Annotated in this window: 28 protein-coding genes; 9 read left to right on the top strand and 19 right to left on the bottom strand. The window is 59.0% G+C overall.

What is annotated here, in order from left to right:
* Nucleotides 1–78 precede the first annotated feature (78 nt).
* The 10 genes from CARG_RS09385 to CARG_RS09340 form a co-directional block, all read right to left on the bottom strand.
* The gene (locus CARG_RS09385) at nucleotides 79–402 is read right to left on the bottom strand and encodes a hypothetical protein (RefSeq protein WP_021012413.1); all 324 of its coding nucleotides are present in this window, start codon (nucleotides 400–402) and stop codon (nucleotides 79–81) included.
* A gap of 4 nt (nucleotides 403–406) precedes the next feature.
* A complete protein-coding gene (locus CARG_RS09380) occupies nucleotides 407–1,390 on the bottom strand; it encodes a bile acid:sodium symporter family protein (RefSeq protein WP_021012412.1) in 984 nt (327 codons plus the stop codon).
* A gap of 94 nt (nucleotides 1,391–1,484) precedes the next feature.
* Nucleotides 1,485–1,874, bottom strand: coding sequence for a Rieske (2Fe-2S) protein (locus CARG_RS09375; protein WP_021012411.1), 390 nt, complete (start codon nucleotides 1,872–1,874; stop codon nucleotides 1,485–1,487).
* Nucleotides 1,875–2,139: 265 nt separating this feature from the next.
* Complete coding sequence (trpA, locus tag CARG_RS09370) at nucleotides 2,140–2,982, bottom strand: tryptophan synthase subunit alpha (protein ID WP_021012410.1); 843 nt, start codon at nucleotides 2,980–2,982, stop codon at nucleotides 2,140–2,142.
* Between the two features lies 1 nt (nucleotide 2,983).
* The gene (gene trpB / locus CARG_RS09365) at nucleotides 2,984–4,315 is read right to left on the bottom strand and encodes a tryptophan synthase subunit beta (protein ID WP_021012409.1); all 1,332 of its coding nucleotides are present in this window, start codon (nucleotides 4,313–4,315) and stop codon (nucleotides 2,984–2,986) included.
* Between the two features lie 9 nt (nucleotides 4,316–4,324).
* Nucleotides 4,325–5,773, bottom strand: a complete 1,449-nt coding sequence (gene trpCF / locus CARG_RS09360; protein ID WP_021012408.1) for a bifunctional indole-3-glycerol-phosphate synthase TrpC/phosphoribosylanthranilate isomerase TrpF — start codon at nucleotides 5,771–5,773, stop codon at nucleotides 4,325–4,327.
* Nucleotides 5,770–6,828 carry an anthranilate phosphoribosyltransferase gene (gene trpD, locus CARG_RS09355; RefSeq protein WP_081761745.1) on the bottom strand — a complete coding sequence of 353 codons (1,059 nt, stop codon included), beginning with the start codon at nucleotides 6,826–6,828 and terminating at the stop codon, nucleotides 5,770–5,772. The genes trpCF and trpD overlap by 4 nt, the downstream gene beginning before the upstream one ends.
* 5 nt (nucleotides 6,829–6,833) lie before the next feature.
* Nucleotides 6,834–7,535, bottom strand: a complete 702-nt coding sequence (locus tag CARG_RS09350) for a glutamine amidotransferase-related protein (RefSeq protein WP_021012406.1) — start codon at nucleotides 7,533–7,535, stop codon at nucleotides 6,834–6,836.
* Complete coding sequence (locus CARG_RS09345; RefSeq protein WP_021012405.1) at nucleotides 7,535–9,124, bottom strand: anthranilate synthase component 1; 1,590 nt, start codon at nucleotides 9,122–9,124, stop codon at nucleotides 7,535–7,537. Before CARG_RS09345 ends, CARG_RS09350 begins: the two co-directional genes overlap by 1 nt.
* 200 nt (nucleotides 9,125–9,324) lie before the next feature.
* Nucleotides 9,325–9,924: an SdpI family protein gene (locus tag CARG_RS09340; RefSeq protein ID WP_021012404.1), complete on the bottom strand. Its 600-nt coding sequence runs from the start codon at nucleotides 9,922–9,924 to the stop codon at nucleotides 9,325–9,327.
* Nucleotides 9,925–10,020: 96 nt separating this feature from the next.
* On the opposite strand from CARG_RS09340, the gene CARG_RS09335 reads away from it, so the two are divergent.
* The gene (locus CARG_RS09335) at nucleotides 10,021–11,292 is read left to right on the top strand and encodes a dicarboxylate/amino acid:cation symporter (RefSeq protein ID WP_021012403.1); all 1,272 of its coding nucleotides are present in this window, start codon (nucleotides 10,021–10,023) and stop codon (nucleotides 11,290–11,292) included.
* A gap of 165 nt (nucleotides 11,293–11,457) precedes the next feature.
* Here CARG_RS09335 and CARG_RS09330 read toward each other — a convergent pair whose 3' ends face one another.
* Genes CARG_RS09330 through CARG_RS09310 form a run of 5 tightly spaced genes read right to left on the bottom strand, consistent with a single transcriptional unit; the run spans nucleotide 11,458 to nucleotide 15,587 of the window.
* Nucleotides 11,458–11,916, bottom strand: a complete 459-nt coding sequence (locus CARG_RS09330) for a hypothetical protein (RefSeq protein ID WP_021012402.1) — start codon at nucleotides 11,914–11,916, stop codon at nucleotides 11,458–11,460.
* 55 nt (nucleotides 11,917–11,971) lie between these two features.
* Entirely contained in the window at nucleotides 11,972–12,856 is an 885-nt protein-coding gene (locus CARG_RS09325) for an HAD hydrolase family protein (RefSeq protein ID WP_021012401.1), read from the bottom strand.
* Nucleotides 12,853–13,755 carry a PTS system mannose/fructose/sorbose family transporter subunit IID gene (locus CARG_RS09320; protein ID WP_021012400.1) on the bottom strand — a complete coding sequence of 301 codons (903 nt, stop codon included), beginning with the start codon at nucleotides 13,753–13,755 and terminating at the stop codon, nucleotides 12,853–12,855. The genes CARG_RS09325 and CARG_RS09320 overlap by 4 nt, the downstream gene beginning before the upstream one ends.
* Before the next feature lie 12 nt (nucleotides 13,756–13,767).
* On the bottom strand, nucleotides 13,768–14,565 hold the full coding sequence (locus CARG_RS09315) for a PTS mannose/fructose/sorbose transporter subunit IIC (RefSeq protein ID WP_021012399.1): 798 nt from the start codon (nucleotides 14,563–14,565) through the stop codon (nucleotides 13,768–13,770).
* Nucleotides 14,565–15,587 carry a mannose/fructose/sorbose PTS transporter subunit IIA gene (locus tag CARG_RS09310; RefSeq protein WP_021012398.1) on the bottom strand — a complete coding sequence of 341 codons (1,023 nt, stop codon included), beginning with the start codon at nucleotides 15,585–15,587 and terminating at the stop codon, nucleotides 14,565–14,567. Before CARG_RS09310 ends, CARG_RS09315 begins: the two co-directional genes overlap by 1 nt.
* Nucleotides 15,588–15,784: 197 nt before the next feature.
* On the opposite strand from CARG_RS09310, the gene leuS reads away from it, so the two are divergent.
* Nucleotides 15,785–18,613, top strand: a complete 2,829-nt coding sequence (gene leuS, locus CARG_RS09305; RefSeq protein WP_021012397.1) for a leucine--tRNA ligase — start codon at nucleotides 15,785–15,787, stop codon at nucleotides 18,611–18,613.
* 41 nt (nucleotides 18,614–18,654) lie between these two features.
* Here leuS and CARG_RS09300 read toward each other — a convergent pair whose 3' ends face one another.
* A complete protein-coding gene (locus tag CARG_RS09300) occupies nucleotides 18,655–19,464 on the bottom strand; it encodes an Fpg/Nei family DNA glycosylase (RefSeq protein ID WP_021012396.1) in 810 nt (269 codons plus the stop codon).
* Complete coding sequence (locus CARG_RS09730; protein WP_021012395.1) at nucleotides 19,457–19,807, bottom strand: helix-turn-helix domain-containing protein; 351 nt, start codon at nucleotides 19,805–19,807, stop codon at nucleotides 19,457–19,459. The genes CARG_RS09300 and CARG_RS09730 overlap by 8 nt, the downstream gene beginning before the upstream one ends.
* Nucleotides 19,808–19,854: 47 nt before the next feature.
* On the opposite strand from CARG_RS09730, the gene trhO reads away from it, so the two are divergent.
* Complete coding sequence (gene trhO / locus CARG_RS09290) at nucleotides 19,855–20,772, top strand: oxygen-dependent tRNA uridine(34) hydroxylase TrhO (RefSeq protein ID WP_021012394.1); 918 nt, start codon at nucleotides 19,855–19,857, stop codon at nucleotides 20,770–20,772.
* Here trhO and CARG_RS09285 read toward each other — a convergent pair.
* Nucleotides 20,769–21,251, bottom strand: coding sequence for a hypothetical protein (locus tag CARG_RS09285; protein WP_021012393.1), 483 nt, complete (start codon nucleotides 21,249–21,251; stop codon nucleotides 20,769–20,771). The genes trhO and CARG_RS09285 overlap by 4 nt on opposite strands.
* 12 nt (nucleotides 21,252–21,263) lie before the next feature.
* Nucleotides 21,264–21,713: a MarR family winged helix-turn-helix transcriptional regulator gene (locus tag CARG_RS09280; RefSeq protein ID WP_021012392.1), complete on the bottom strand. Its 450-nt coding sequence runs from the start codon at nucleotides 21,711–21,713 to the stop codon at nucleotides 21,264–21,266.
* Between the two features lie 154 nt (nucleotides 21,714–21,867).
* Between CARG_RS09280 and CARG_RS10355 the strand changes: the two genes are divergently transcribed.
* The 6 genes from CARG_RS10355 (at nucleotide 21,868) to rplI (ending at nucleotide 26,195) form a co-directional block, all read left to right on the top strand.
* Entirely contained in the window at nucleotides 21,868–22,233 is a 366-nt protein-coding gene (locus tag CARG_RS10355) for a DUF5318 family protein (protein ID WP_041747172.1), read from the top strand.
* 79 nt (nucleotides 22,234–22,312) lie between these two features.
* Complete coding sequence (locus CARG_RS09270) at nucleotides 22,313–24,487, top strand: transglycosylase domain-containing protein (protein WP_041747171.1); 2,175 nt, start codon at nucleotides 22,313–22,315, stop codon at nucleotides 24,485–24,487.
* Between the two features lie 8 nt (nucleotides 24,488–24,495).
* Nucleotides 24,496–24,687, top strand: coding sequence for a hypothetical protein (locus tag CARG_RS09265; RefSeq protein ID WP_021012389.1), 192 nt, complete (start codon nucleotides 24,496–24,498; stop codon nucleotides 24,685–24,687).
* Nucleotides 24,688–24,798: 111 nt separating this feature from the next.
* The gene (gene rpsF, locus CARG_RS09260) at nucleotides 24,799–25,086 is read left to right on the top strand and encodes a 30S ribosomal protein S6 (RefSeq protein WP_041747866.1); all 288 of its coding nucleotides are present in this window, start codon (nucleotides 24,799–24,801) and stop codon (nucleotides 25,084–25,086) included.
* Nucleotides 25,087–25,161: 75 nt separating this feature from the next.
* Nucleotides 25,162–25,704 carry a single-stranded DNA-binding protein gene (locus CARG_RS09255; RefSeq protein WP_021012387.1) on the top strand — a complete coding sequence of 181 codons (543 nt, stop codon included), beginning with the start codon at nucleotides 25,162–25,164 and terminating at the stop codon, nucleotides 25,702–25,704.
* A gap of 38 nt (nucleotides 25,705–25,742) precedes the next feature.
* Entirely contained in the window at nucleotides 25,743–26,195 is a 453-nt protein-coding gene (gene rplI / locus CARG_RS09250; RefSeq protein WP_021012386.1) for a 50S ribosomal protein L9, read from the top strand.
* The last annotated feature ends 161 nt before the right edge of the window (nucleotides 26,196–26,356 follow it).

Genomic DNA, 26,356 nt, shown 5'->3' with positions numbered 1-26,356 from the left:
CCCCCAAACCCTCCTCCACCTCTCGAACCTTAGGTGGGCGTAGAGGGATCGTTCATCCCGACTATGTCGCCCCCTCCCCTACAAGGTGGCCAACGCCTGAGCCCACAGAGCATTAAAGTGCTCCGCCCCAACATACTCAAACGACACGTCGGGGAAATCACCATAAGTATCCGGATGCGGAACAAACGGCTCCGGCACATTCATATTCTTGCTCTCACCCTGCTGCGCATACCCCACAGGGCGGCCATCACGAACCTCCACAATCCGCAGCATCTGACACAACGTCGGATCATCTGTCGGACTAAGCTCCGCGATATGCTCCATCCGCGTCTCCGGCACATCGAAGATCAACTTAACGTACAGAACAACACCGGATGCTTGAGGGCTGCTTGGTGTACTCATGCCGCTAGTCTAACTGCTTGGCATAACGCCCTGCCAGGAACGAACACATCATCAACTGAACCTGGTGGAAAATCATCAGCGGCAAGATCAACAACCCCAAATTCGCTCCACCAAAAATAACCGCAGCCATCGGCAAACCCGTAGCAAGAGACTTCTTCGTCCCGCAGAACTGAATGGCCTTCACGTCCGCATCGCTGAACTTCAGCCATCGTGCGACCGCCCGCGTCAGCCACAGCATAAACCCAACTAACAGCACAGCAAGGACCACAAGCCCGAGAAGCTCCAGCGGTCGCACCGTGCCCCAAATGCCTTCGACCATTCCCGCAGAAAAAGTCGAATACACAACCATGGTGATCGACCCACGGTCGACAAGCTTCGTAGCCTTATTCTTCGCAAAATCCTTAACCAAAGGCCTCAACAGCTGACCGACAACAAATGGCAGCAGCAGCTGGATCGCGATGTCCGCAAAGATCCTCGGGCTGAGCGTGACGCTTCCTCCCATCGTGATCATGACGAGCACCGGGGTGAGTACAACGCCGATGAGGTTTGATGCAGAGGCGCTGACGATAGCCCCAGCAACGTTGCCACGGGCGATGCTTGTAAATGCGACGGAGGACTGAACCGTTGAAGGCACAAGAGTGAGATATAAAATCCCCAGGTAGAGGGGCATTCCAAACACTAAGTGCAAGGGTCTGAGAGCCACGCCGATCAAGGGGAAAATGGCATACGTAAAAGCCAAGATCGTGAGGTGTAGACGCCAGTGCTTCAGGCCAGCTACGGCTTCTTGCGGTGAGAGTCGAGCCCCGTAGAGGAAAAACAATAGGGCGATGGCTAGCTTGGTGGCTAAGCTGAAGTGCTCCGCAAACTCTCCCCTAGCCGGTAAGACGATGGTCACGAGTACTGCACTGATGATGAGCACAATGAGTGGATCAAGGCGCCCGAAAAAGTTCTTCACCTTCGCCCCGGCTGTCGTGTGTGGTGTGGTCATGTGCCTAGCTTATGCGCTTGGCGACGCCGGGGGTGGATCACTGCGGATGTTTCACGTGAAACACACACGTTTCGGCGAAGTGGTGAGGAAGTGCTTAGCTGACTTCCAGTTTGTTGTCGGCCGCTTTGAGATTGGCTGGCTCCAAAGGATCCCGCGCAGGACCGACCAGCACGCTGCCATCAGCGATGGAAAACTCGCTCCCGTGCGAAGGGCACACCAGACGGTCGCCTTCAACATCCGCCACGCGCGCGCCCTGATGTGGGCATCGTGAGGAGTAAGCTACGAATTTTCCTTCGGTGGGTTGGGCGATGATGAACTTGCCAAAAACCTTTGCGGAACCGACCGGAATCTCGGAGGGGTCAACTTCGAGGGCTTCCGCTCCCCCGCCGCACGCGGCGAGTGCGCCCGCGAGTGTGGCCGCGGTGCCCAACAAAAAGAGGCGACGGCTACACACCTTATCGCCCAAGGGGTGTTGATCAGACATGCCTCTAGTTAACGCGTGCCGCATCGTGCTGTCATCCTAGGGCAACCTAGCTCATCTTGTAGGCCGAAAACTTCGAAAATTAAGCGATTTTTCATCCATATACAACATAGGACCACAAACGTCACTGTTACGTCGTGTCGTTCGCGGCGGGTTCGTCCTGTTGGGTTGGCGATGTTTCACGTGAAACATTGGAAAGGAAGTTTTGGTGGAGTGGAAAAAAATCCCCATGTTTCACGTGAAACATGGGGAATAGAGGATAGGGAATTTAGGTGCGCGCGGTGGCGGCCTTCATCTGCTGAACGTAAGCGATGATATCATCGTGGAGCGCACCGTCATCTTTAACAGCCCAGTGTCCGTCCTCTTGTTGCTCGCAGTGTTTTGCGACGATCGCGGTAACTGCGGAACCGGTGATGGCTCCGGCAGCACCCGCGGCGATGGCGTCCGCAACATGGGCGGGTGTGGAAATGCCGAAGCCGAGTAACGCCGGCGCTCCCCCAAAGTTATTGAGGTTGGCGACAACGTCGGAAAGGCCCTCGGTCGAGGATTCCTTTTCAGCCCCCGTCACGCCCACGCGGGATACTGCGTAGATGTAACCCCGGGAGAGCCGTGCTACCCCCTCCAAGGTGGAAGGGTTAGCGTTAGGCGGTGCGATAAAGATCGGATCGACCCCGGCTGCTGTAGCTGCCTGCGCGAAAGACTCCCCCTCGCGAACCGGAATATCGGGCAGGAGTACTGAATCGGCACCGGCCTGGGCGACGTCCCGGTAGAACTGCTCGGTACCGCGAGCAAAGGCGACGTTTCCGTAGATCAGCAAGCCAATCGGAATATCTGCATGCTCGTCACGGATCCTGCGTACAACGCGCAACGCGGCGTCAACATCAATACCCGAAGCATGTGCACGGATGTGCGCCGCCTGGATGGTAGGGCCGTCAGCGACCGGATCGGAGAAGGGAACGCCGAGCTCCAGGGCATCAGCACCACCCTCGATGAGGGCCTTGATGATGCGATACGAGGCTTCCTCATTCGGATCACCGAGGGTTACGAAGGGAACGAAAGCGCCTTCGTTTTTGGCATCAAGCGCGGCAAAAAGGGCATCGTAACGGGACATGTTAGTTCTCCTCCGGGTTGTAAACCCACTCGGGGTGGCTTTCTAAAGTGCGGCGGATGTGGTCGACGTCCTTATCGCCACGGCCGGACAGGGAGACGACGATGGTCAATTCTTTACCCTCTTCTACTGCCTTATCAGCGCGCTTGAGGGCGTAGGCCAATGCGTGGCTGGACTCCAGGGCGGGGATGATGCCCTCGTGACGGGACAGCACCTGGAATGCGCGCAGAGCCTCACGATCGGAGATACCCACGTACTGTGCGCGGCCGGACTTATGCAGATGCGCGTGCTGTGGGCCGACGCCCGGGTAGTCAAGGCCGGCGGAGATCGAGTAGGACTCCTCCACCTGGCCATCAGAGGTGCGCATCAGGTAACTGCGTGCACCGTGCAGGATTCCGATGTCGCCAGCGTGGATTGGGGCGCCGTGGTGGCCGGTATCCAGACCTTCACCCGCGGGTTCAACGCCGATGAGCTCAACGCCCTCGTCATCGATGAAGTCAGAGAAAATGCCGATGGCGTTGGAACCACCACCTACGCAGGCGACGACGACGTCCGGCAGGCCACCGGTCTTCTCGATCACCTGGGCGCGGGCCTCGGTGGAAATGACGCGGTGGAATTCGCGGACGATGGTCGGGAATGGGTGCGGACCAGCTGCGGTGCCGAGGAGGTAGTGAGACTCGTGGAAGGTTGCAGTCCAGTCGCGCAGGGCTTCGTTGACGGCGTCCTTCAACGTGCCAGATCCGCTATCGACCGCGACGACCTTCGCGCCCATCAGTTCCATGCGGTAGACGTTGGGCTGCTGGCGGGCGACGTCCTCGGCGCCCATGTAGATTACACAGTCGAGACCGAGCAGTGCGCAGGCGAGTGCTGTTGCGGTGCCATGCTGGCCCGCGCCGGTCTCTGCGATGATGCGGGTCTTGCCCATGCGCTTAGCGAGCAAGGCCTGGCCAATGACCTGGTTGGTCTTGTGAGCGCCACCGTGCACGAGGTCTTCGCGCTTGAGGAAGATGCGAACTTTTCCCTCACCCGCACGGTGCGTCCACTCACTCCGCTCCCCTACCCTGGAGGCGGGAGCACTGAGGTCGAGGGTGCGATCAAGGGGAAGGTTGGAGCATTCGGTCAGCGGTGTCGGGCGGCCGAGGTAGTCGCGGAAGTAGCCGCGGAGCTCCTCCCAAAAGTCTTCGTCATCCATCGCGTCGACGAAGGCTTTCTCCAATTGGTCGAGCGCCGGGATGAGAAGCTCGGGCACGTACTGCCCACCGAACTCACCGAAGTAAGGGTTGAGGATGGGGGCAACGCCGTCTGGGTTGCCGCTGGGGTTAAGGTGTTCGTTCATTGCGGACTCCTAGTGGCTTGGGGTGAACGTGCGGACTGCTTCAAGGGCTGCACGGATACGGGAAGGGTCTTTATGGTGGGCTAGCTCGGGCGCACCAGCGACGACCTCTGCGGTGTATTCGACACCGGAGTTGAGGTCGACGCCAGCGACGCCAGTAGAAAGGGCGGCCGCCGCGTTATCGGGTTCGATGCCACCGGCGATCAGACAGCGCGACAACACTTCGGAGCTTAGGTTCAGGCTCGACCAGTCGAAGTGGTTACCTGTTCCTCCGTTGCCGTTGTCGAGGACAAACATTGTGACGATGCCCTGGTCTACGAGCGCCTCAATGATAGTGTGCGCCTGGGGGTCGGCCATGTTGACCGCGCGCCAGATCTGAAGATCTGGAGCCTCCGCCCTAGCACGAGCGATCAAATCCAGTTCCTCTGACACAGTGACGTTTGGCGCGTGCACCTGTAGAACGTCTACTTCGGGCAGATTATTCAACTCGGAGAAGTTTTCCGTGCGCCGGCTGACGGCTACGTAGGTCAGGCCGGGCTCGGCCGCCGTGATTTTTTCGATTGTTTCACGTGAAACATTGCGGGGCGAGGCGGATTCACAAATGACGCCGCCGTATGTGGCGCCTGCTGCGCGTGCGGCTTGGGCGGCACTCGGCGTGCGAAGACCACACACCTTGGTGGGGCCGTACACCAACTCGCGGGCGGCGCGATCAACGTCCGACTCCCCTGTCAGTTGGGAGCCGACCAAAAAGCCGTTAACAAAACGGGTGATGTCCTTAACGTGTTCATTAGTCCGGATACCCGACTCTGAAATAAAGACAGCGCCAGCGGGGACCAGCGGAGCCAACCGTGCCGTGCGACCGCGATCAATCGACAGATCATGAAGATTGCGGTTGTTGCAACCAAAAATCTTCGCGCCCAGGGCGATAGCACGAGCTACCTCGTCTGCGTCAATAACCTCCGTCAGCACGTCGAGGCCATAACGCTCTGCCTCAGCACTCAGCTGACGATACTCTTCATCCGACAACACAGACAGCATCAACAAGATCGCATCCGCGCCGTACACGCGCGCGGCCTTCACCTGCGCGACGTCAATAATAAAATCCTTACACAACACCGGAAGATGGGTCGAGGCCGCGACCGTCGCGAGGTGGTCATAACTGCCGCCGAAGCGCGTGGGCTCGCACAAAACCGAGATACCCGCAGCATAACAGCTATAGATCCGAGCAATATCGCCCGGATTATAAGCCTCACGGATCATACCCAACGAGGGCGAGGAGGACTTGCACTCCATGATGAAACGCCGGCCGCCGAGCCCCTGGTTGAGGCTATCGAACAGCGAACGCGTTGACGGCTCGGGCTCCACACCAGCCACCCGCGCCCGGATTTCGGGAAGGTGGGTGCGGCGGGTTGCGACGATCTCCTCCAACACTGTCGGAAGGCCTGCGGTGTGATTGCTCATGCGCGCTCCCCTGCGGTAGAAAACTGTGCGAGCCACGTGGCAGCCCGCCCGGAAGAAATGACGTCGCGTGCCGCAGCGACCCCATCAGCCCAACTGTCGGCAGCACCCGCGAGGTAGAACAGTGCACCGGCGGAGGCGAGGACTGCATCCCGATGGGCCTCGCTGGCAGTTCCTGCGAAAATATCGCGCACAACTTGGGCGTTATCGCTACCCTCGCCGCCAACAAGATCGGACAAATCGTAGGTTCCCAAGCCCAAGTCAGAGGGGGTGATGCTGTACTGGGTGATCTCGCCATCACGCAGCTCCCATACATCAGTAGAGCCGTGCACAGCGACCTCGTCCGTACCAGACCCGTGCACCACCAGGGCACGCTCCCGACCAAGATTGCGCATAGACTCGATCAGCATGGGACCAAGGTCCGGGCGCACGGTGCCCATCAGCTGCAAGGCGGGCCGCGCCGGGTTGAGCAGGGGGCCGAGGACGTTGAAGATCGTCGGGATGGCGAGCTCCTTGCGCACGGGCATCACGTGGGCGAAGGCGGGATGGTAGCCCGGTGCAAACAGGAAGCAGAAACCGCTGCTTGCCAGCTGTTGCGACGCGGCGTCAGGATCCTGCCCAAGGTCGAACCCCAGGGCTTCGAGTACATCCGCCGCACCCGACTTGGAACTCACCGAACGGTTGCCGTGCTTGACGACCTGCAAACCACCAGCGGCAGCAAGCAACGCGGCGGTGGTGGAAATGTTAATGGTGTTTGCGCCATCCCCTCCCGTGCCCACGCAGTCGATAAGAGGCGAACCCGTGACCGGGAACGGGCGTGCGGCCTCGATGAAGGCCTGCGCCGCGCCGGTAATATCTGTCGGTGTTTCACCGCGGGTTCGCAGCGTTGCGAGGAGCGCGGCGATCTGGGTGGGGCTAAACGCGCCAGCCGCTAGCGCGCGGAAGACAGAGGTGGTGTCCTCGGCACCCAGCTGCTGGCCCATCAAAAGGGTGTGTAAGAGCTGCTCCGGGGTGGTGTTCGCAGCGGCGTTTGCGGTGGTCGAGGGTTGAGTGTTCATCATGACTATTCCTTAGTGTCGGCAGTGTCGGCCTTGTGTGTAGCGTCTGCGTTACTTGGTTTGGCAGCGGGTTGGGTAGACGTTGTGCTTAATGCTTCGACGCAGCGGTTAATAATGTGCGGTCCGGACGGTGTCAGCACGGACTCTGGGTGGAATTGCAGGCCGATGGCCATGTTGTCCCGCGTGCGTGCCGCCATGGTGACGGTGCCTGCATCGCTGGTGCAGGTCGCTAAGGACAGCAGTGCTTCGGGGATGTCTGTGCAGCCCAGCGAGTGGTAGCGGGCGACAGGAACTTTTGTACCAATGACGCCGGGTAGATCTGGGCCGGAATCGATCGTCAGGCCTTCAAACAGGCCGCTGGCAACACCCTCCTCGGTGAGCTCCATGATGTCAGAGACGCCGTGTACGGGGCCGACGGGGCGGACGTCCCCGCCGAAGTGCTCGAGGAGAGCTTGGAAGCCGAGACAGATGCCGAGGATCGGGATGGTGCCATAGGCCTGCTTGATGATCTCCATCATGCTGCCGGCCTCCAGAGGGTGGCCGGGGCCGGGACTGAGCACAATCAAATCAGGTTTGTAATCAAATACAACCTTAGGCTCGATGGTGTTGCGGTACACCACATACTCAAACCCCGCCACCGCAAGAGCATCCACCAGGTTATATACAAAGGAATCCTGGTTGTCGATCAATACAATCCGAGCGCTCATTATCGAAGCACCTCCACATCACTACCTTGGGCCTGCGCAATCGCATTCAGCACAGCGAAGGCCTTATGCAAAGTCTCATCTGCTTCCGACTGCGGTTGGGAACCACGCACAACACCAGCGCCGGCCTGAACCGTGGCGACACCATCAGCCACAAACGCCGAACGAATCACAATGCATGTATCCATATCTCCCCCACCCTGCAGGTAGCCCACTGCGCCACCATAGGAACCACGGCGCTTCCCCTCCGTCTGCCGCAGCAACTCTGTAGCGCGAAGCTTCGGCGCACCCGTCAATGTGCCCATATTCATGCACGCACGATACGCATCCAGCGCATCCAACTCTGGGCGAAGTGTCGCAACCACCCGGCTGACCAAATGCATCACGCGGGAATAGCGATCAACCTGCAACAAATCCGCAACCTGGCGAGTCGCCGGCACCGCAACACGAGCCAAGTCATTACGCGCCAAATCAACCAGCATGGTGTGCTCGGCGATCTCCTTGGCATCCGTGCGCAACTCAAGCTCCGCCCGAATATCCAACTCATGATCCGCACCGCGTGGGCGGGTACCGGCAATCGGATACAACTCCACCTGCCTAGAAGTTGCATTAAACTTCAAATTCGACTCTGGCGAAGCACCAAACAACTCATAAGGCTTCCCATCAACCTCGCCCCGAACGTAAAACATGTAAGGGGAAGGATTCAACGCACGCAAAGACTTATACGCAGCAAAAGCATCCTCGCACTGCATCGTAAACGCCCGAGCAGGAACAACCTGATAAATATCCCCCTCATAAATGTACTTCTGCATCTGCTCAACAACATCGCGGAACTCGGCATCACTCATCGACGCCCGCGCCTGCACGGAAGAACCCGCAGCATCGACAGGGGCAGTCACCCCCGCGGCGTCACCACCCGTCAACTCCTCCTCAATCTGAGCAACCAACGCATCCAAATCCCCCGCCAACACATCACGCTGCTCCGGAATGCACACCCCCCGCAAAAACGCAGTCCGACTCTGATGATCAACCGTCAACAAAATCTCAGCATTCAAAAACTGATAATCCGGATAGAAATTAGTGCCCTGCTCCACACGCGGCAAAGCCTCAAAAGACTCCAAAAAATCAAACGCAAACCCGCCGCCCAAAAACGGTAACTCCGGATCCTCATAACCAGAATCCTGCTGCAACAAACGCAAAGGCTCCAACGTATTAGTCTGACGCAAACGCTCAAACTCATCCACAGCAACCGACGCCGACACATCCGGAAAAACAAAAACCGCAACCACCGCGGCGTCATCGCCCCCAGAAATCTCAGAGGTCCCAGAAGAATCAACATAATCAGGCAACTGCTGCGCTAAACGCCGAACAATATCCACACCACTCGGAGTCAACGCCTCCGCAACAACACGGTTGCCCTGGCACGTAATCCGCACGGAGCCCCGCAAAATCGCAATAGACTTCAACCCCTCCTTCGACTGAATGTCGGCACTCTCCAACAACACCGCATCCCCAGTGCTGGCAGCCCCCAACGAAGCAAACAACTCCGCAGCAGACTGGTGATAGCGGACAGGCCGCTCAACAACGATCATCCGACAAGACTCCTAAAAATAAAGGTGCATTTAAAAAAAGTGGCCCGCACGCTCGGAGAAAAACCGAGGATGCGAGCCACAAGGCTAGTGCGCAAACGTGCCCGCTAGACCGGGCGCCACCAGCTCAATTTCAACATGAGTCCAACTATACACCTGCCGCCGCAAACGACCAGCAGCAGGGGCAGCCACCGCGCCGCAACTCACCGCTGCGAGTTATCGCTTTGTGACGCCGCGCGCAACACGGCGTCAACATTAACGTGACCGCCACCAGCCAGCGGCGCCGCAGCCGACTGCTCACAACTGCCATTCAGCGCGCAAGAGCCACAACCCCCAGCAACCCCACAATCCTTCGAAGGATCATAAGGCTCTTCCGAAGCCTCCGCGGCGCCATCGCCACAGCAACCACACCCGCCACCGTCACCACAGCCGGCGTCATTACGCGAAGCCTCAATCTCATCCCGCATCGCCCACACAGCCGCAGAACGCGCAGCCATATACCCCGCAACACCCTGCGCAACCACCGCGCACAACAACGCGAACGCGAAAGCCAACCACATCCAACCACTAGCAACAACTGCAATCAGCGTGGCAAAAACCAAAGCCACACCCGACAGCGTCCACAACGGACCAGCGATACGATGGGCAGCGTCCCAACGCTCACGAGAGGTACGAACCTCAGGAATATTGAGCCCCACCACGCCATTACCAGGCAACTTACCACTCCACGCGAGACCACCGGCGACAAGTTGCGCCGCAGCGGCGATGCCAGTCACTGAAGCAACAAGTACGTTAACCATCATGAGTAAATAAGTGTAGTTCAGTGCCTGACTATGCCCAAGTAGCTGGTAATCTACCGTTCGTACTATTAATCAAAAAGAATATTTAAGGCCATTAAAATGGATTTAAAACGCCTCAGCAGTTCACTGTTATTCAAAATCGTCGTCGCGATTGTGCTGGGTATCATCGGCAGCCAGATCCTCCCGGACAGCATTGCCAAAGCCTTCGTCACCTTCAACGGCCTCTTCGGCAACTTCCTCGGATTCTTCATCCCCGTACTGATCTTCGCCCTGATCACCCCCGCCATCTCCGGCATCGGCAAAGGCGCAGGTAAATGGCTCGCAGTCACCACCGGCATCGCCTACGCATCCACCGTATTCGCAGGCCTCCTGGCCTTCGGCACGGCGTCATTGCTCTACCCCAAACTACTCGCCGGACAATCCCTCATCGCCGCAGTTGACGTTGACGAAGGCGCACTGAGCCCCTACTTCAGCATCGAAATGCCGCCGCCCATGGGCGTCATGACTGCGCTGCTGCTGGCCTTCACTCTCGGCACCGCAATGACCGCTGTGAAATCCGACGCACTCGACCACGTCGTCCGCGACCTTGAGCGCGTCATCATGCGCGTCATCTCCAAATTCATCATCCCGCTACTCCCGATCTTCATTTGCGGCATGTTCATCTCCATGGGTAAAAACGGCAACCTCACCGCCACCCTCACCGGGTTCGCCCAGGTGCTGCTCGTCGCCATCGTCATGACAATCCTGCTGCTCGTCGTGCAATTCCTCATCGCCGGCGTATTCGCAGGCCGCAACCCCTTCAAGGCACTCGCGACCATGATGCCCGCCTACGTCACCGCCCTGGGCACCTCCTCCTCCGCAGCCACCATCCCCGTGACCTACGAATGCGCCAAGAAAAACGGCGTCTCCCCCACCGTCGCCGGCTTCTCCATCCCCTTGTGCGCCACCACGCACTTGTCCGGCTCCATGCTGAAGATCAGCCTGTTCGCCTTCGCAATCATGTACATGACGGACATCCCCCTGACCTTCGGCACCGCCCTAGGCTTCATCCTCATGCTGGGCATCACCATGGTTGCCGCCCCGGGCGTCCCCGGCGGTGCGATCATGGCAGCCACCGGCCTTCTGGCCTCCAACCTCGGCTTTGACGACAACATGGTTGCCCTGATGATCGCCGCCTACATCGCGATCGACAGCTTCGGTACCGCCTGCAACGTCACCGGCGACGGCGCGATCGCCATGGTTCTCAACAAGCTGGCCAAGGGCAAGATTTCCCGATCCGAAATCCAAGAGCCCCCGATGGGCTACGAGATCGAAGCTATCGAAGAAGACCTCGACGCCGCCGAAGCCGCTGAGGCTTCCGGAAAGGCTTAGCCACTCCGCTGCGGCCAGTGGGGAGGCTGGCGGCGGCCGTCAGCGAGCGCACTGTGCCAAAATGTGTGCAACTAGGCTTACCGCCGCAGCATTTCCCCAGGTCGCTGTTTTCTGGGAGGCCAAAATGAACAGATTTTGGCACAAACCCCGCAAAAATCTAAAAATTCACCCGGCCCACTGGGCGTAATCTTGCACCACCGAGCGGCCGTAGGCGGTCAGCGCCTTGTTGTCGGTGAGCATCTGTTGGCTGCGCAGCCGCACAAACTCCCGGTACTCCTCCTGCCCGGTGGCAGCGAACCCTTCCTTCGCGGTCGCAAGGTCGGCGACGTCGCGCAGTACCTGCCGGCGGATCACCCACCGACCCCACAGAGCGATCAGCGCGCACACCAAAAACACCACGCTGACCACCGGAAACCACTTGTATACGGCGATCGCGGCGATCATCAGACCAGTAACGACACCCGCAACGGAGACAACAAGATCGGATTCATGACGCCGCGGGTCAAGTTCTTTGCCCCCGACTTCCCGCAGCGTTTCCATAAAGGACTTTTGCCCATCCCCCTTCGGGTTGCGTCCATGGTGTGGTGTCGCGCCGGGGTTTCCGCCGGGATTATTCGTAGCCATTGTGGTGTTCCTTTTCAGTGCTGGTGGGATGCCTGCTTCAGCTAGGGCGGTGGAACTAGTGCTTGAGGTTTAAGTCGATGAATTCGGCCATGCTGCCCACCACGTGGGTGGTGGCGGCCTGAACCTCTGCTGGGGAGTGCGGGAAGCTGGCGGAGATGTCGGCGATGCGGTGCATATCAAGGTCATTGAAGCTGTCGCCGGCGGTCAGCAACTCCACCCGGCCGCCATCGCAGGCCGCGCTCTCCTGCACGCCTTGCACCGCGCCTTCCCCCGCCCCTGGGCACTCCCCTGTGCTCAAGTAATCCAAGAGCCATCGCAGGCCGCTGCCCTTGGTCGCACCCTTCGGCACGATGTCCAAAAAGTCCTGGTTGCGGTGGCAATCCAACACGTCACCGAAACGGGCAAGGATCTGTGCCTGCAGGTCGTCTATATCGGTGCCCACCTGCGCGGCCTCTGCGGGAACCCAGATGGGAACACCTACGAACTGATGCTCCGGGATACGCGCCAGGTCCAAGGGCACGAACGTCTGAATCATGTCGGTTGCCACCCCCTGCGGCAAGGACTCCCCCAAGGACACATCCTCCGTGTCTAACGTGGTGGCATACACCGCGATACCGGGGACGCGGGACAAAAACTCCCACACCTCGAGCATCACATCGTTGCCCAAAGTAGAGGCATGCAAGATGCGGTAGTCACTGTCGCACACCACCGCACCCGTGTACATCACATAAAAATCCCACGGCACACCAAACTGATCAATGCAGTACCGAGTCGCAGCAAGTGACTTGCCGGTGCAACACACCAACTGATGCGAACCCGCAGGCTCCTGCGAATGCCACCGCTTCAGCGACGCGACGTCATTGTTGCTCATGGTGCGCTGAAACAGGATCGTGCCATCAAGATCACTGGCCAGCAGGCGTGCCGGGGATAGCTGGATCATGGTGCGAGGATACCTGCCCAGTAACCCAGGATGCCGATGGCGAACATGCCAAAAATGATCCAGATGGCGTTGATCTTGCGGCGCAGCAGCCACATGCAGGCAAAGGTCATCAGCAGCGGCACAAGGCCAGGCAGCAGACTATCCAAAATGGACTGAACCGTGGTGACCACGTGCTCGCCGGCCTGGTTGTCGTACTCGCTGAGCACGAACGGGATGTTGATCGACGTCCACTTGCTGACCAGCGCACCCATCACAAACAGACCCATGATGGACGCCATCTGAGTCAGCCGCTTCAAGGTGTTACCAGAGACCTCACCGACGATCTGCACACCCTTTTCGTAACCCACCCGGAACCCATACCAGCGGGTTGCGAAGCGGATCAGATTCAGGCCGAAGAAGAAGATAATCGGGCCCAAAATGTTGCCCTGGATCGCAAGCGACGCACCCAACGCAGCCAGCACGGGCCGCGCCGTCCCCCAGAACAGTGGGTCGCCGACACCAGCCAGCGGACCCATCAGGCCGACTTTGACGTTGGTGATCGCGGCGTCATCAATCTCTTCGCCACGCGAACGCTGCTCCTCCATTGCGGCGGTCACACCGAAAATCGGCGAGGCGATCCACGGGTGAGTATTGAAGAACTCAAGGTGCCTGCGCATGGCTGCTGCCTGGTCTTCTTTGGTGTGGTAGAAGCGTTTGATCGCGGGGATCATCGTGACTGCCACGCCGATGGCCTGCATGCGTTCGAAGTTGAAGGAACCAAGCATGAACGTCGAGCGAATGTATGTATCGATGACGTCGCGTTTGGTCAGCTGCGGCTCGGCGGTTGAGGTGGCAGCGTCGACCGGGGCATCCGGCTGTGCGGCCTGGACTACTTTGTCATTGTTGGTAGACGTAGACATTGTGAGCGCTCCTTACTCGAGCTCGTTGTCGTAGTTGGCGCCGACGCGTGCGCGGGCCGGCATGGCGATACGGTCGTGGAACATGGGGTTGAGCTGCACATACACCAAGGCCAGGCAGGCGCCGATGATGCCCAAACCAACCAGGTTGAGGTCGGGGATGAACGCCGCAAGAACAAAACCGAGGAAGAAGAACGGCATGAGGATGCGGGCCTTCATCATGTTGATGACCATGGCGTAACCAACAACCACGATGAAGCCACCAGAGATCTGTAGGCCGACCGTGATGACCTCCGGAATGGAATCGAGGAAGCTTGCAACCGCGGTGGTCTTAGCGGCCGCTGCGATAATCGCGGTGGGGATGGCGACGCGCAAACCCTGCAACAACAGTGCGGAGAAGTGCATCATCTCGACCCCGCGGAAACTACCCTTCTGCGCGTAATTGTCAGCTTGGTGTTGGAAGAACACCGCGATGGTGCGCACGAAGATTGTGAGCACTTGGCCGGCTGCGGCCAGTGGCACGGCGATGGCGATGCCTTCGGCGATGGACATGCCGGATGCGATGACCAGCACGGTTGCGACGGTGGAGGCCAACGCGGCGTCGGGGGCCATGGCGGCGCCCACGTTCATCCAACCCAGGGCGATCAGCTCTAGGGATCCGCCCAGGATGATGCCGGTTTTGAGGTCGCCCATCGCCAGCCCCATGAGGGTGCAGGCAACGATGGGGCGGTGGAATTGGCGTTCATCGCACACAGACGCCATGCCGGCGATTAGTGCGACGAGCACCACCATGATGAAGCTGATTGTGCTCATCAGATGAGGCCTTTCTGCTTGAGGGCGCCCATGAGCTCCGTGCGGTGGGAGTTGGGTACCTGTTGGAGGATCATGGGCACACCCATGTCCGCGAGTTCTTTGTAGACAGCCAGGTGTTCGTCGCTGGCGTACACCGCTTCGCTGACCTGCTTCATTCCGGGCTTGAAGGTCACGCCGCCGACGTTGAGTTCCTTGACGGTGATGCCCGCTTTGATGAGGGCGAGTGCGTCTTCGGGTTGTTCGACCACGATCATGGTTTTCATGCCCTCGTAGTCGGGGTTGTAGTAGACGCGGATGGTTTTATCGACGCCGAGCACGTTGGTGCGTGCGCTGGCGGGACCGACCTGCAGCAGGAGTTCTTTGCGTAGTTCGTCGTTGGCGGCACTGTCGCTGGCGGCGATGAGGGTTTGTGGCCCGACGTGGTTGACCCAGGAACCCGCGACTTGCCCGTGGATGAGGCGACTGTCGATGCGCATGAACACGCAGTTCATGGTGTGGTTGGGGTCTTTGGGGAAGTTGGGATCGATGGCCCCCGCGGCGTCACTGTTTGTGGTGTCGTTTTTGGGTGATGACGTCGCGTTGGTTTCGGTTGTGGTTGCGGCGGGTGTGGTTTTCTTTTTTGGTTTGCCGCGTTTGAAGGATCGCACCCCGGTTGTGCCTGCTTTGAGGGCTTTGTCGACGAGTGTGTCGAGTGTGGCGCCGTCGCGTTTGTTGGCGGCGAGTACTTCCATGAGCATGGGTACGTTGACGCCGCTGACGACGTCGGCGTTGGGGTGGTTGGCGGCGAATCGTGCGCCGGCGTTGTAGGGGCTGCCGCCGAACAGGTCCACGAGGATGAGGACGCCGTCGTCGGGGTTGGTGCCCTGGGTGGCTTGTTCGTATTCGGCGATGAGGTCGTCGGGGCCTTGGCCGGGCATGAAGGTGACGGTTGTGACGCCTTCTGTGGGGCCGAGGATCATGGTGGCGGTGCCCATGAGTGCGGGCGCGAGTTTGTCGTGCGCCGCTACGATGAGTGACACCATAGTGGTTACTCCTTTGTGGTTGGTATTACTATTGCGCGGTTTCCTGCTATAAGGCATAGTTTATGTCCGATTGTGTCCGTTTGGAAGTTGTGAGGCTTGGAGAAAAATCACAATTCCGGGGATGCTTGGGGTGACGTGGCCACCCATAACCCAACACCTACAAAGCGCCCACCCCCCACGTATTAGACTGTCTGTTTATGACTCCCGAGCATCGCTATTCCCCCGAACTGGCTGGCCAGATCGAATCTGCCTGGCAGAACTACTGGATCGATAACGGCACCTTCAACGCACCCAACCCCGTGGGTAACCTCGCCGTCGAAAACCCAGCCAACCCGGGGGCTGCGGACAAGCCGAAGCTTTTCGTTCAGGACATGTTCCCCTTCCCCTCCGGCGCTGGTCTCCACGTCGGCCACCCGTTGGGCTACATCGCCACCGACGTCTACGCCCGCTACAACCGCATGCTTGGCAAAAATGTCCTCCACACCCTCGGGTACGACGCTTTCGGCTTGCCAGCGGAGCAATACGCGATCCAAACCGGCACCCACCCGCGGATCAAAACCCAGGAGTCTATTGACAATATGGAGCGGCAGCTCGGCCGCTTGGGCCTGGGCCACGACCGTCGCCGTAGCGTCGCCACCACCGATGTGGAGTTCTACAAGTGGACGCAGTGGATCTTCCTGCAGATCTTCAACGCTTACTTTGATCAGGACGAGCAGAAGGCTAAGCCGATCGCGCAACTGATCGAGCGCCTCGAGCGCGGCGAGGTCGAAGGCCACGAGGACTACCCCACCCTGGATCGCGCTGCTCAAGCAGAGGTCGTGGACTCCTTCCGCCTGGTCTACCGCAGTAATTCGATGGTTAACTGGTGCCCCGGCTTGGGAACGGTGCTGGCTAATGAGGAGGTCACCGCAGACGGCAAGTCCGAGCGCGGCAACTTCCCCGTCTTCCGCAAGCAGTTGTCCCAGTGGATGATGCGCATCACCGCCTACTCTGATCGCCTGATCGATGACCTTGACCTGCTGGATTGGCCCGACAAAGTCAAGGCGATGCAGCGCAACTGGATCGGCCGCTCTAAGGGCGCCGAGGTTGATTTTGACGTCGCGGGGCACACCGTCACCGTGTTCACCACCCGCCCCGACACCTTGTTCGGCGCTAGCTATGTGACGCTCGCCCCCGAGCATGAGCTTGTGGATACGTTGGTGACGGACACCCCGTACGCAGCAGATGTTGACCCGAAGTGGACATACAACGCGGCGTCACCAATGGAAGCGGTAGAAGCCTACCGTGCGGCAATCGCAGCGAAGTCCGATGTCGAGCGCCAAGAGAATAAGGACAAAACGGGTGTGTTCCTTGGCGTGTACGCCACCAACCCGGTCAATGGGGACAAGCTTCCGGTGTTCATCGCCGACTATGTCCTGACCGGCTACGGCACGGGCGCGATTATGGCCGTGCCCGCGCACGACACCCGCGACTACGAGTTCGCGACCGAGTTCAACCTGCCGATTATCGAGGTTGTGGCCGGTGGCAACATCGAGCAAGAGGCTTTCGTTGATGCAGGTACGGCGGTTAATTCCGCTAATGACCGCGGTCTGGATCTCAACGGCATGTCCTTGGATGAGGCCAAGGCCACCACCATTGAGTGGCTGGAGGCGCAGGGCGCGGGTGTCGGCAAGATCCAATACAAGCTGCGCGACTGGCTGTTTGCCCGCCAGCGTTACTGGGGCGAGCCCTTCCCCATCGTGTACGACGAAGACGGTGTCGCGCACGCCCTGCCGGATTCGATGCTGCCGATCGAATTGCCGGAGGTCGATGACTACAAGCCCGTGAGCTTCGACCCTGAGGACGCTGACTCCTCCCCGCAGCCGCCGTTGGCGAAGGCCACGGACTGGGTCAACGTGGAGCTCGATCTGGGTGATGGGCCGAAGATGTACCGCCGCGACACCAACGTGATGCCCCAGTGGGCTGGTTCTTCGTGGTACCAGCTGCGCTACATTGATCCCGAAAATCATGATGCGTTCTGCGACTTTGCCAACGAGCAGTACTGGACTGGGCCGCAGGCTGATCGCGGTGCGCAGGACCCAGGCGGCGTCGACCTCTATGTGGGCGGTGTCGAGCATGCTGTGCTGCACCTGCTGTACTCCCGTTTCTGGCACAAGGTCCTGTTTGACCTGGGCTATGTGTCCTCCAAGGAGCCCTACCGTCGCCTCTTTAACCAGGGATACATCCAGGCGTTTGCTTACACGGATTCTCGTGGCGTGTATGTCCCGGCGGCTGAGGTGGAGGAGCGCGATGGCCAGTTCTTCTACCACGGCGAGCCTGTTACGCAGGAATACGGCAAGATGGGCAAGTCACTGAAGAACGCGGTCGCCCCGGACGAGATCTGTGACGATTATGGTGCGGATACTCTGCGCGTGTACGAGATGGCGATGGGCCCGTTGGATACCTCGCGTCCGTGGGCTACGAAGGACGTCGTGGGTGCTCAGCGTTTCTTGCAGCGCACGTGGCGTTTGGTGGTTGATGAGGAATCAGGTGCGATTCGTCTTCATGACGCCGCGTTGACCGATGAGGATAACAAGCAGCTGCATCGCACCATCGCCGGTGTCCGTGACGATTACGACAATCTGCGGATGAACACTGTGGTCGCAAAGCTGATCGAGTACGTCAACTATGTGACGAAGACGTACCCGGATGGGGCACCGCGGGCTGCTGTGGAACCGCTGGTGTTGATGTTGGCGCCGGTTGCACCGCATATTGCGGAGGAGCTGCATCAGCGTTTGGGTGGGCAGTCCACGCTGGCTTATGAGCCCTTCCCCACCTTTGAGGACAAGTGGCTCAAGGATGATTCGGTTGAGCTTCCGGTGCAGGTCAATGGCAAGGTTCGTGGTCGTATGACTGTTGCTGTGGATGCGTCGAAGGATGATCTGCTGGCTGCTGCGCATGCTGCTGTGGCTGCGCATGTGGAGGGTAAGACGGTTGTGAAGGAGATCGTGGTTCCCGGCCGCATGGTCAACCTTGTGGTGAAGTAGCGCGTCGCGTTGGTTGCGGTTGAGAGGCCGGGTGCCGGGGCTTAGTGTTGGCAGGTGGGGCACCAGAAGAGGTTGCGTCCTTCGATGACGCTGTGTTCGATGGGGGTGCCGCAGATGTAGCAGGGGTCGCCTGCCCGCCGGTAGACGTAGACTTCCCCGCCGTGGTCGTCTTTGCGGGGTGGTCGTCCCATGGCGTCGGGAGTGTGTTCGGGTCGGACGGTGTCGATGCGGCCGGCGTCGACGCCTGCGCGCATGAGGGTTTCGAGGTCGTCCCAGATGTCACGCCAGGTGGGTGCGTCGATTTCTCGGCTGGGGGTCATGGGGTCGATGCCTAGGCGGAAGAGGGTTTCGGCGCGGTAGATGTTTCCGACGCCGGCGAAGAGTTTCTGGTCCATGAGCACGCTCGCTGCTGTGCGTTTGGAGCGTGCGACTTGTTGGAGGACGGCGTCGCGGCGTTCGGGTGGGCCTCCGAGGATGGGGTCGGCGCCTAGGGTGTCGGCGATGTCGGGTATGGACGCCGCGGTGATCAGCCGGCACCACTGTGGTCCTTTGAGGTCGGCGTAGGTGTCGGTGTCTTCGAGGCCGATGCGTAGACGAACGACGCCGCGGGGCTCGCCGTGGGTGAAGTGGAATTTGCCGACCAGGCCGAGGTGGATGTGGATTGCCCAGGGCGCGTCGAAGCAGATGAACAGGTGTTTGCCGACGGCGACGGCCTGGGTGAGTTCGCACCCATCGAGTTGGGCTGCTTCTGTCGCGAAGCGCCCTTGGGGTGAGGTGACGCGAACGTGGTGGCCTGCGAAATTATTGTTGATGTCGCGGGCGAGCCGGTGGATGACGTGTCCTTCAGGCATGTGCGTGGCTCACGTTGTGGGGTGTTGGGGTGGTGGGTAGTTCGGTTTCGTTGTCGAGGGCTAGCAGTACTTCGTCGGCAAGGCCCGTCCACTGTTGCCCTTGCGCGCGGGGTACGGCGATGGGTGCGAGTGTGGCTCCGACGGCGTCTGCGTAGCGGGCGACGGTTAGGAGGGTGGGGTTGGTTAGCCCGCGTTCCAGCTTGGAGACGGCGGCTTTGTCTACGCCCATGGCCTTCGCGGCGTCATCGATGGTGAGTCCGGAGGTCTCTCGGATGATTGCCAGTTGTGTGATCAGCTTGTGGAGGGCGGGAAGGTTTGTGGGGTGCTGGGATGCGCGGGCCATGGTTTGTAATATAAGACATCTGTCAAATGGCGGCTAGACTTAGCAGCGTGTCTATTAGCAAGATCCTCCTGTACTACAAGTTCCAGCCGATTTCCGATCCGCGTGCGGTGATGCTGTGGCAGCGCGACCTGTGCCAGTCTTTGGGGCTGCGCGGCCGTATTTTGATCAGCGAGCACGGCATTAATGGCACGGTCGGAGGCGATATTGATGCCTGCAAGACCTATGTGAAGAAGACGAAGGAATACTTCAAGGGCATCGAGTTCAAGTGGTCTGAGGGTGGGGCGGAGGACTTCCCGAAGCTCAGCGTGAAGGTGCGCGATGAGATTGTGGCGTTTGGCGCGCCGGGCGAGCTGAAGGTTGATGAGCATGGCGTTGTTGGCGGCGGGGTGCATTTGAAGCCTGAGGAAGTCAACGAGCTTGTGGAAAATAATCCTGACGTCGTGTTTTTCGACGGTCGCAATGCGATGGAGGCCCAGATCGGCAAGTTTAAGGATGCGATTGTGCCGGATGTGAATACGACGCATGATTTTATTCGCGAGTTGGAGTCCGGCAAGTATGACGACCTGAAGGACAAGCCGGTGATCACCTATTGCACGGGTGGTATCCGCTGCGAGATTTTGTCCTCGTTGATGAAAAACCGTGGGTTTAAGGAGGTCTACCAGATCGATGGCGGAATCGTCCGCTATGGGGAAAAGTACGGCAACCAGGGCCTATGGGAGGGCTCGTTGTATGTGTTTGATAAGCGCATGCACATGGAGTTCGGTGAGGACTTCAAGGCGCTGGGCCACTGCATCCACTGCGGCGCGGAGACTAACAAGTTTGAGCATTGTGTCAACGAGGATGATTGCCGGCAGTTGGTGCTGATGTGCCCTGATTGTTTCGGCAATGTTGCCACCCGCCATTGTGGGCAGGAGCGTTGCGTGGAGGTTGCGCGCGAGCAGGCGGAGCAGTTGGCGCAGGCTTAGTGCCCGACGATGGCCATGGTGCCGGTGCCGGTGAGCCACATGAGGGTGAACGGTAGAAGCACCCATAGGGCCGCGAGCCACGGCTGCCAGCGGTCGTGGTTTTTGTATTTTTTGTAGCAGCCGAGGGCGCAGCCGATGAGTCCTGCCAGGGCGATCGCGCCGGGTAGGAGGGGGAAGAGCAGTTCGAAGGTGTGGCTGCAGATCCATGTTGCTACTCCGGCGTCGCAGAGCGGGCCGCCGAGTGCGTGGGATGTGAGGGCGAGCATGAGGCCTGCCAGCAGGGTCAGAAAAATTGTTGACGCCGCGAAGAACACCGCTTGCTGTAGGGATTGACGGTGGCGTTCTAGCTGGTAGAGGGGGTGGTCCTCTCCGTCTTCGGTGAGTTGGCTTAGGCGGCTGGCGTCAAAGTCGAGTTCTTTTTGGAGTTCTTCTGGGAGCTCGACTTTGAGGTGCGGGTCGTTTTCTGGGTGGCTGTGCATGGCCGTGGTGGTTTATTTTTCGAAGGCCTCGGGGTTGTAGTTGGAGGCGAGGCGTTTGATGACGGGGATGAGTTGTTCGGCGAGTTTGAGTTCGTCTTCGTCGAGGAGTTCGAGGAGGGTGGCGAAGTGGCGGTCGCGTTCTGCTCCAACTCGTTTGAGTTCTTCGCGGCCTTGTGCGGTGAGCTTGACGCGGACGCCACGCTTGTCGGAGGTATCGCGGAGGCGGGAGATCATGCCGCGTTCTTCGAGTTGGTGGAGTGCGTTGGAGGCGGTGGGTATTCGGATGCCCTCTTCGCGGGCTACTTCGCTAATGCGTGCGGGGCCGTGCTCTTCGAGGCGGGTCATGATGGTTAGTTGTGGCCCAGTGAGGTCGGATTGTTGTGCGACGCGGAAGTAGGTGACGTAGAGTTTTGTCATTGCGGGGCGGATTTGGGATGCGATGTCAAGGGGGGTGTTCGTCATAACGCCCATAGTATCGTTTACTATCGTTTTGCACCATAACCGTGGGCCTTTGGCACAGAAGTTAACAGCAAATCGGCAGGTTTGTGGGCACTGTGCTGTGGGTTTGGGGCGCTTGTTTTCTGCATGTGGCGCGGGCGGTCAGTAGCATGGCCGCATGATTTCTTTTGGTTCTACTGTGTCGCACAGGTGGCGTAGGGCTCAGTATATTAAGCAGATTCGTGAGGGGCGTGTGTCTCGGGCGGAGGCATGCGAGGGGGATTTTTTGTTGCAGACTGCGGCGAAGTTTCATGGTCGTGCGGTTGCTGGGGTGTGCCCGGTGTGTGAGCGTGATGGGGTGTTGCGTGAGGTGTGGTGGGTGTTTGGTGATGCGGTGGGGTCGAGGGCTAATAGTGCTCGTAGCGAGGCAGAGTTAGAGGCGTTGGTTGCGCAGACGGGTAGTGCGGAGGTGCATACGGTGGAGGTGTGTACTGCGTGTGGGTGGAATTTTTTGCTGATGGTGCAGGAGGCCACTTGTAGTTAGAGCTATATGTAGGGGTTAAAAGTTCGCTAGGCTAGCGGGGAAAGTGTTCTTTTTCTTCTAGTTTCGGAGAGCTGTTGCTGTGAGCAGTGCGTCTAATAGTCAGGGTCCGCGTCGTTCTGGGGGGCGTCCCGCCAGGGGTGGCGCTGGGCGTTCTGGTGGCCGCCGTCGGGCGAAGGCCGCGTGGTCACGCAAGAAGAAGGCCCTGGTTGGTGCCCTGTCGGCTTTGGTGATTATGGTGGGTGCCCCGTTTGTGGCGTTCATGATTGCTTATGTGATGGCGGATGTGCCGCAGCCGGAGGAGCTTGTTAACAAGCAAGTGTCGACGATTTATGCGGATGATTCTTCGACGGAGCTTGCTCGGATTGTGCCTCAGGAGGGCAACCGTGAGCAGGTGTCGATTGATCGCGTGCCGGATTCGTTGAAGCATGCTGTGTTGGCTGCGGAGGACCGCGAGTTTTACACCAACCCTGGTTTTTCGGTGACGGGTTTTGCCCGTGCGATTAAGGGGCAGATCACGGGTGATTCTTCTGCCGGTGGTGGTTCGACGATTACTCAGCAGTACGTGAAGAACGCCATGGTCGGTAATGATCGTTCCTATAAGCGCAAGCTGCGCGAGCTGGTGTATTCGGCGAAGATGGCTAACGAGTGGCCGAAGGATGATGTTCTTTCGGCGTATTTGAACACTATTTATTTCGGCCGTAATTCTTATGGTGTGGCGGCTGCGTCCGAGGCATATTTCGGCAAGCCTTTGGATCAGTTGACGCCTGCGGAGTCTGCGGTGCTGGCTGCGTGTATTCAGCGCCCGAGTAGTTTGGATCCGTGGACTAACCGCGAGGAAGCCGAGCAGCGCTGGAATTACGTACTCGACGGTATGGAGCAGGAGGGGTGGCTGACCCCGCAGGAGCGTGCTGAGCAGGTCTATCCGGAGACGATTGATCCGAATAACAGCCAAGCTTTCACTCAGGCGGAGGGCACGAATGGCTTGATCAAGAATCAGGTGATGGCGGAGCTCGGCACGCTCGGTATCAGTGAGCAGGACGTGGAGACCAAGGGCCTGCGCATCACGACGACGATTCGCCCCAAGGATCAAAACGCCGCGGTGGACAGTGTGCGTGAGCAGATGGCTCAGCGTCCCGATGATCCTTCTTTGCGTGCTGCAGTGGTCAGTGTGGAGCCGAAGACGGGCGCGATCCGCGCCTACTACGGTGGCGAAGATCCCAACGGTTGGGACTATGCGAACTCAGGTCTCCAGACCGGTTCGACGTTTAAGGTTTTCGGGTTGGCTGCCGCTTTGCAGCAGGGCATTCCCCTGTCCCAGGGTTACTCCAGTGCTCCGGTGCAGATGGGTGACGCCACGGTCAACAACGTTGAAGGTAACGACTGTGGTTTCTGCTCGATTCAGGAGGCCCTGAAGCGTTCGCACAATACGAGCTTCATCCGTTTGGAGCATGACTTGGACAATGGCGCCCAGGATGTTGCCGATATGGCGCATGCGTTGGGTGTGGCAAAGCAGATCCCTGGTTTCGATCAGACGTTGACCCACGACGGTGGTAGTCCCGAAGACGGCATTATTTTGGGCCAGTACGAGTCCCGTCCTTTGGACATGGCTGTTGCTTTGGCAACGTTGGCGGACCAGGGTGTGTGGCACCAGCCGTACTTGGTGCAGAAGATCACCACCCAGGCTGGTGACGTCTTGTACGAACATGAGGCTACTGAGGGCGAGCGTCGCGTCAGCGCGAAGGTCGCTAACAATGTGATTGCTGCGATGGGTCCGATTGCTGCGTACTCCAACAACAATCAGTTGGCGGGTGGCCGCGTGTCTGCTGCGAAGACTGGTACGACTCAGTTGGGCGACACTGGTCAGAACAAGGATGCCTGGATGATTGGCGCCACTCCCCAGTTGGCGACGGCTGTGTGGGTCGGCACTGCAGACAATTCGGCGTTGACCAACTCGTCGGGCGGTTTGATGTACGGTTCCGGCATGCCGGCCCGCATTTGGAAGTCCACCATGGATCAGGCCCTGGAGGGCGAGCCTAACGAGGACTTCCCCGAGCCGAAGGGCATGGGCTACTCCTCTACCCCCTACGTCTACGCTCCGCCGAGCTCTGGCGGCAACAATGACGCCTCGGAGGAGGAAGCGCCTGAGGAGGAGATGCCGGTGGATGTTCCCCCGGTAGAGGAAGCACCTGCTGCTCCCCCGGCGGATACCATTGAGCTCGCGCCGGGCATCGTTATCCCGAACATTTTCGGATAGGTACATCCATGACGGATACGGCACTGATTGTGACTATGGCGAGCGTTTTTGCTGGGTTCGCCTGTTTCACGGGTAGTTTCTTAAGCTTCCGCCTGGGCAAGTCCCCGTGGTTGACGTGGGGGCTGATGGCCGTAGCGATTGCGTTGATTACGGTCATTCCCACCACGATTGCGATTTTCTGGGCCACGCTTGCTGTTTAGCTTCTTTGTCGGCTACTCTAACAAGGTTGCTTTATGCAGCAGTCCTCCTGTCATACCCAAAGGGGGTATGGCCGTTACACAATTACTAGACCATAGGAGGTGATGAGGTCCGTGCGTAAATACGAACTCATGATCATTCTTGACCCGTCTCAGGATGAACGCACTGTCGCCCCGTCCCTGGATAAGTTCCTCGAGGTTGTCCGCAAGGAAAACGGCACCGTGGATAAGGTTGATATTTGGGGCAAGCGCACTCTTGCGTACCCGATCAACAAGAAAGACGAAGGCATCTACGCTGTCGTCGATCTCCACTGCGAGTCCGCTACCGTGCTCGAGCTGGATCGTCTTCTCAACCTGAGCGACGACGTTCTGCGCACCAAGGTGCTGCGCGCCGATCGCTAGTCAACTCCCCCATTGCTTGTATCTGGCTACACTGGCCGGATGAAAGCAAAAGGGTTCACTAGAAAGTAGGTTCTCATGGCTCAGGGCGAAACTCAGATTACTGTGGTCGGCAACCTTGTTGCTGATCCTGAATTGCGTTTCACGGCGTCGAATGTCGCCGTAGCGAATTTCCGTATTGCTTCCACTCCTCGCCGGTTTAATCGTCAGACTAACCAGTGGGAAGATGGCGAGGCACTGTACCTCACGTGCAACGTGTGGCGTCAGGTTGCGGAGAATGTTGCTAATACGTTGACGAAGGGTATGCGCGTTATCGTGACCGGTCGGTTGCGCCAGCGTTCGTACGACACCCGCGAGGGTGAGCGTCGTAGTGTGATGGAGATTGAGGTCGACGAGGTCGGTCCTTCTTTGCAGTATGCGACGGCGCAGGTTCAGCGTGTGAGCCGTGGTGAGGGCAATTCTGGTGGTTTCCAGCAGCAGCAGTCCGGTGGCTTTGGTGGCCCCGCTCCGCAGGCGTCTGGTGGCAATCAGAATATGTCGGCTGTTCCGGATAATGATCCGTGGAATAGTGCTCCTGCTTCTGGTGGTTTTGCCGGGGCAGATGACGAACCCCCGTTTTAACTTGAAATCTTTTTAACTTTTCCTGAAAGGCAGGGATCATGAAGCTGATCCTCACCGCCGCCGTTGATAACTTGGGCGTCCCTGGTGACGTTGTCGAGGTCAAGGCTGGCTACGGACGTAACTACCTGCTTCCGCGCGGTTTCGCTATTGTGGCGACTCGTGGCGCTGAGAAGCAGATTGAGGGCATTAAGCGCGCTCAGGCTGAGCGGGAGATCCGCGACCTGGATCATGCACGCGAGGTCAAGGCCCAGCTGGAGGCACTGGAGGGTGTTTCTGTTGAGGTCCGCACCGCAGAAAATGGCAAGTTGTTCGGTTCTGTGAAGGCCGAAGACATTGTTGCCGCAGTGAAGGCCGCTGGCGGTCCTTCCCTGTCCAAGCACTCTGTGCTTTTGAAGAAGGGTCACGTTAAGAGCGTTGGTGCTTATGACGTTGACGTTAAGCTTCAGGGCGACATTTCCGCCAAGGTGAACTTTAAGGTCGTTGCTGCCTAGTTTTAGGCTTTTATAGCATCGGCGGCCACGCGTGTGGCCACATGACAACAGCAGGCTTGAGCCTCCGCTTGTGGGTATATCCCCGGGTGGAGGCTTTTGCCGTTGTTGGGGTTGCTTGTTGACGTCGTGGGGGTGCGGCTGTGTGGTTGGTGTTGCGGCGG

It is taken from the genome of Corynebacterium argentoratense DSM 44202, assembly GCF_000590555.1.
GTDB lineage: Bacteria > Actinomycetota > Actinomycetes > Mycobacteriales > Mycobacteriaceae > Corynebacterium > Corynebacterium argentoratense.
Note: the sequence above shows the minus strand (reverse complement) of the source record. Positions and strands in the feature narration are given on the sequence as shown.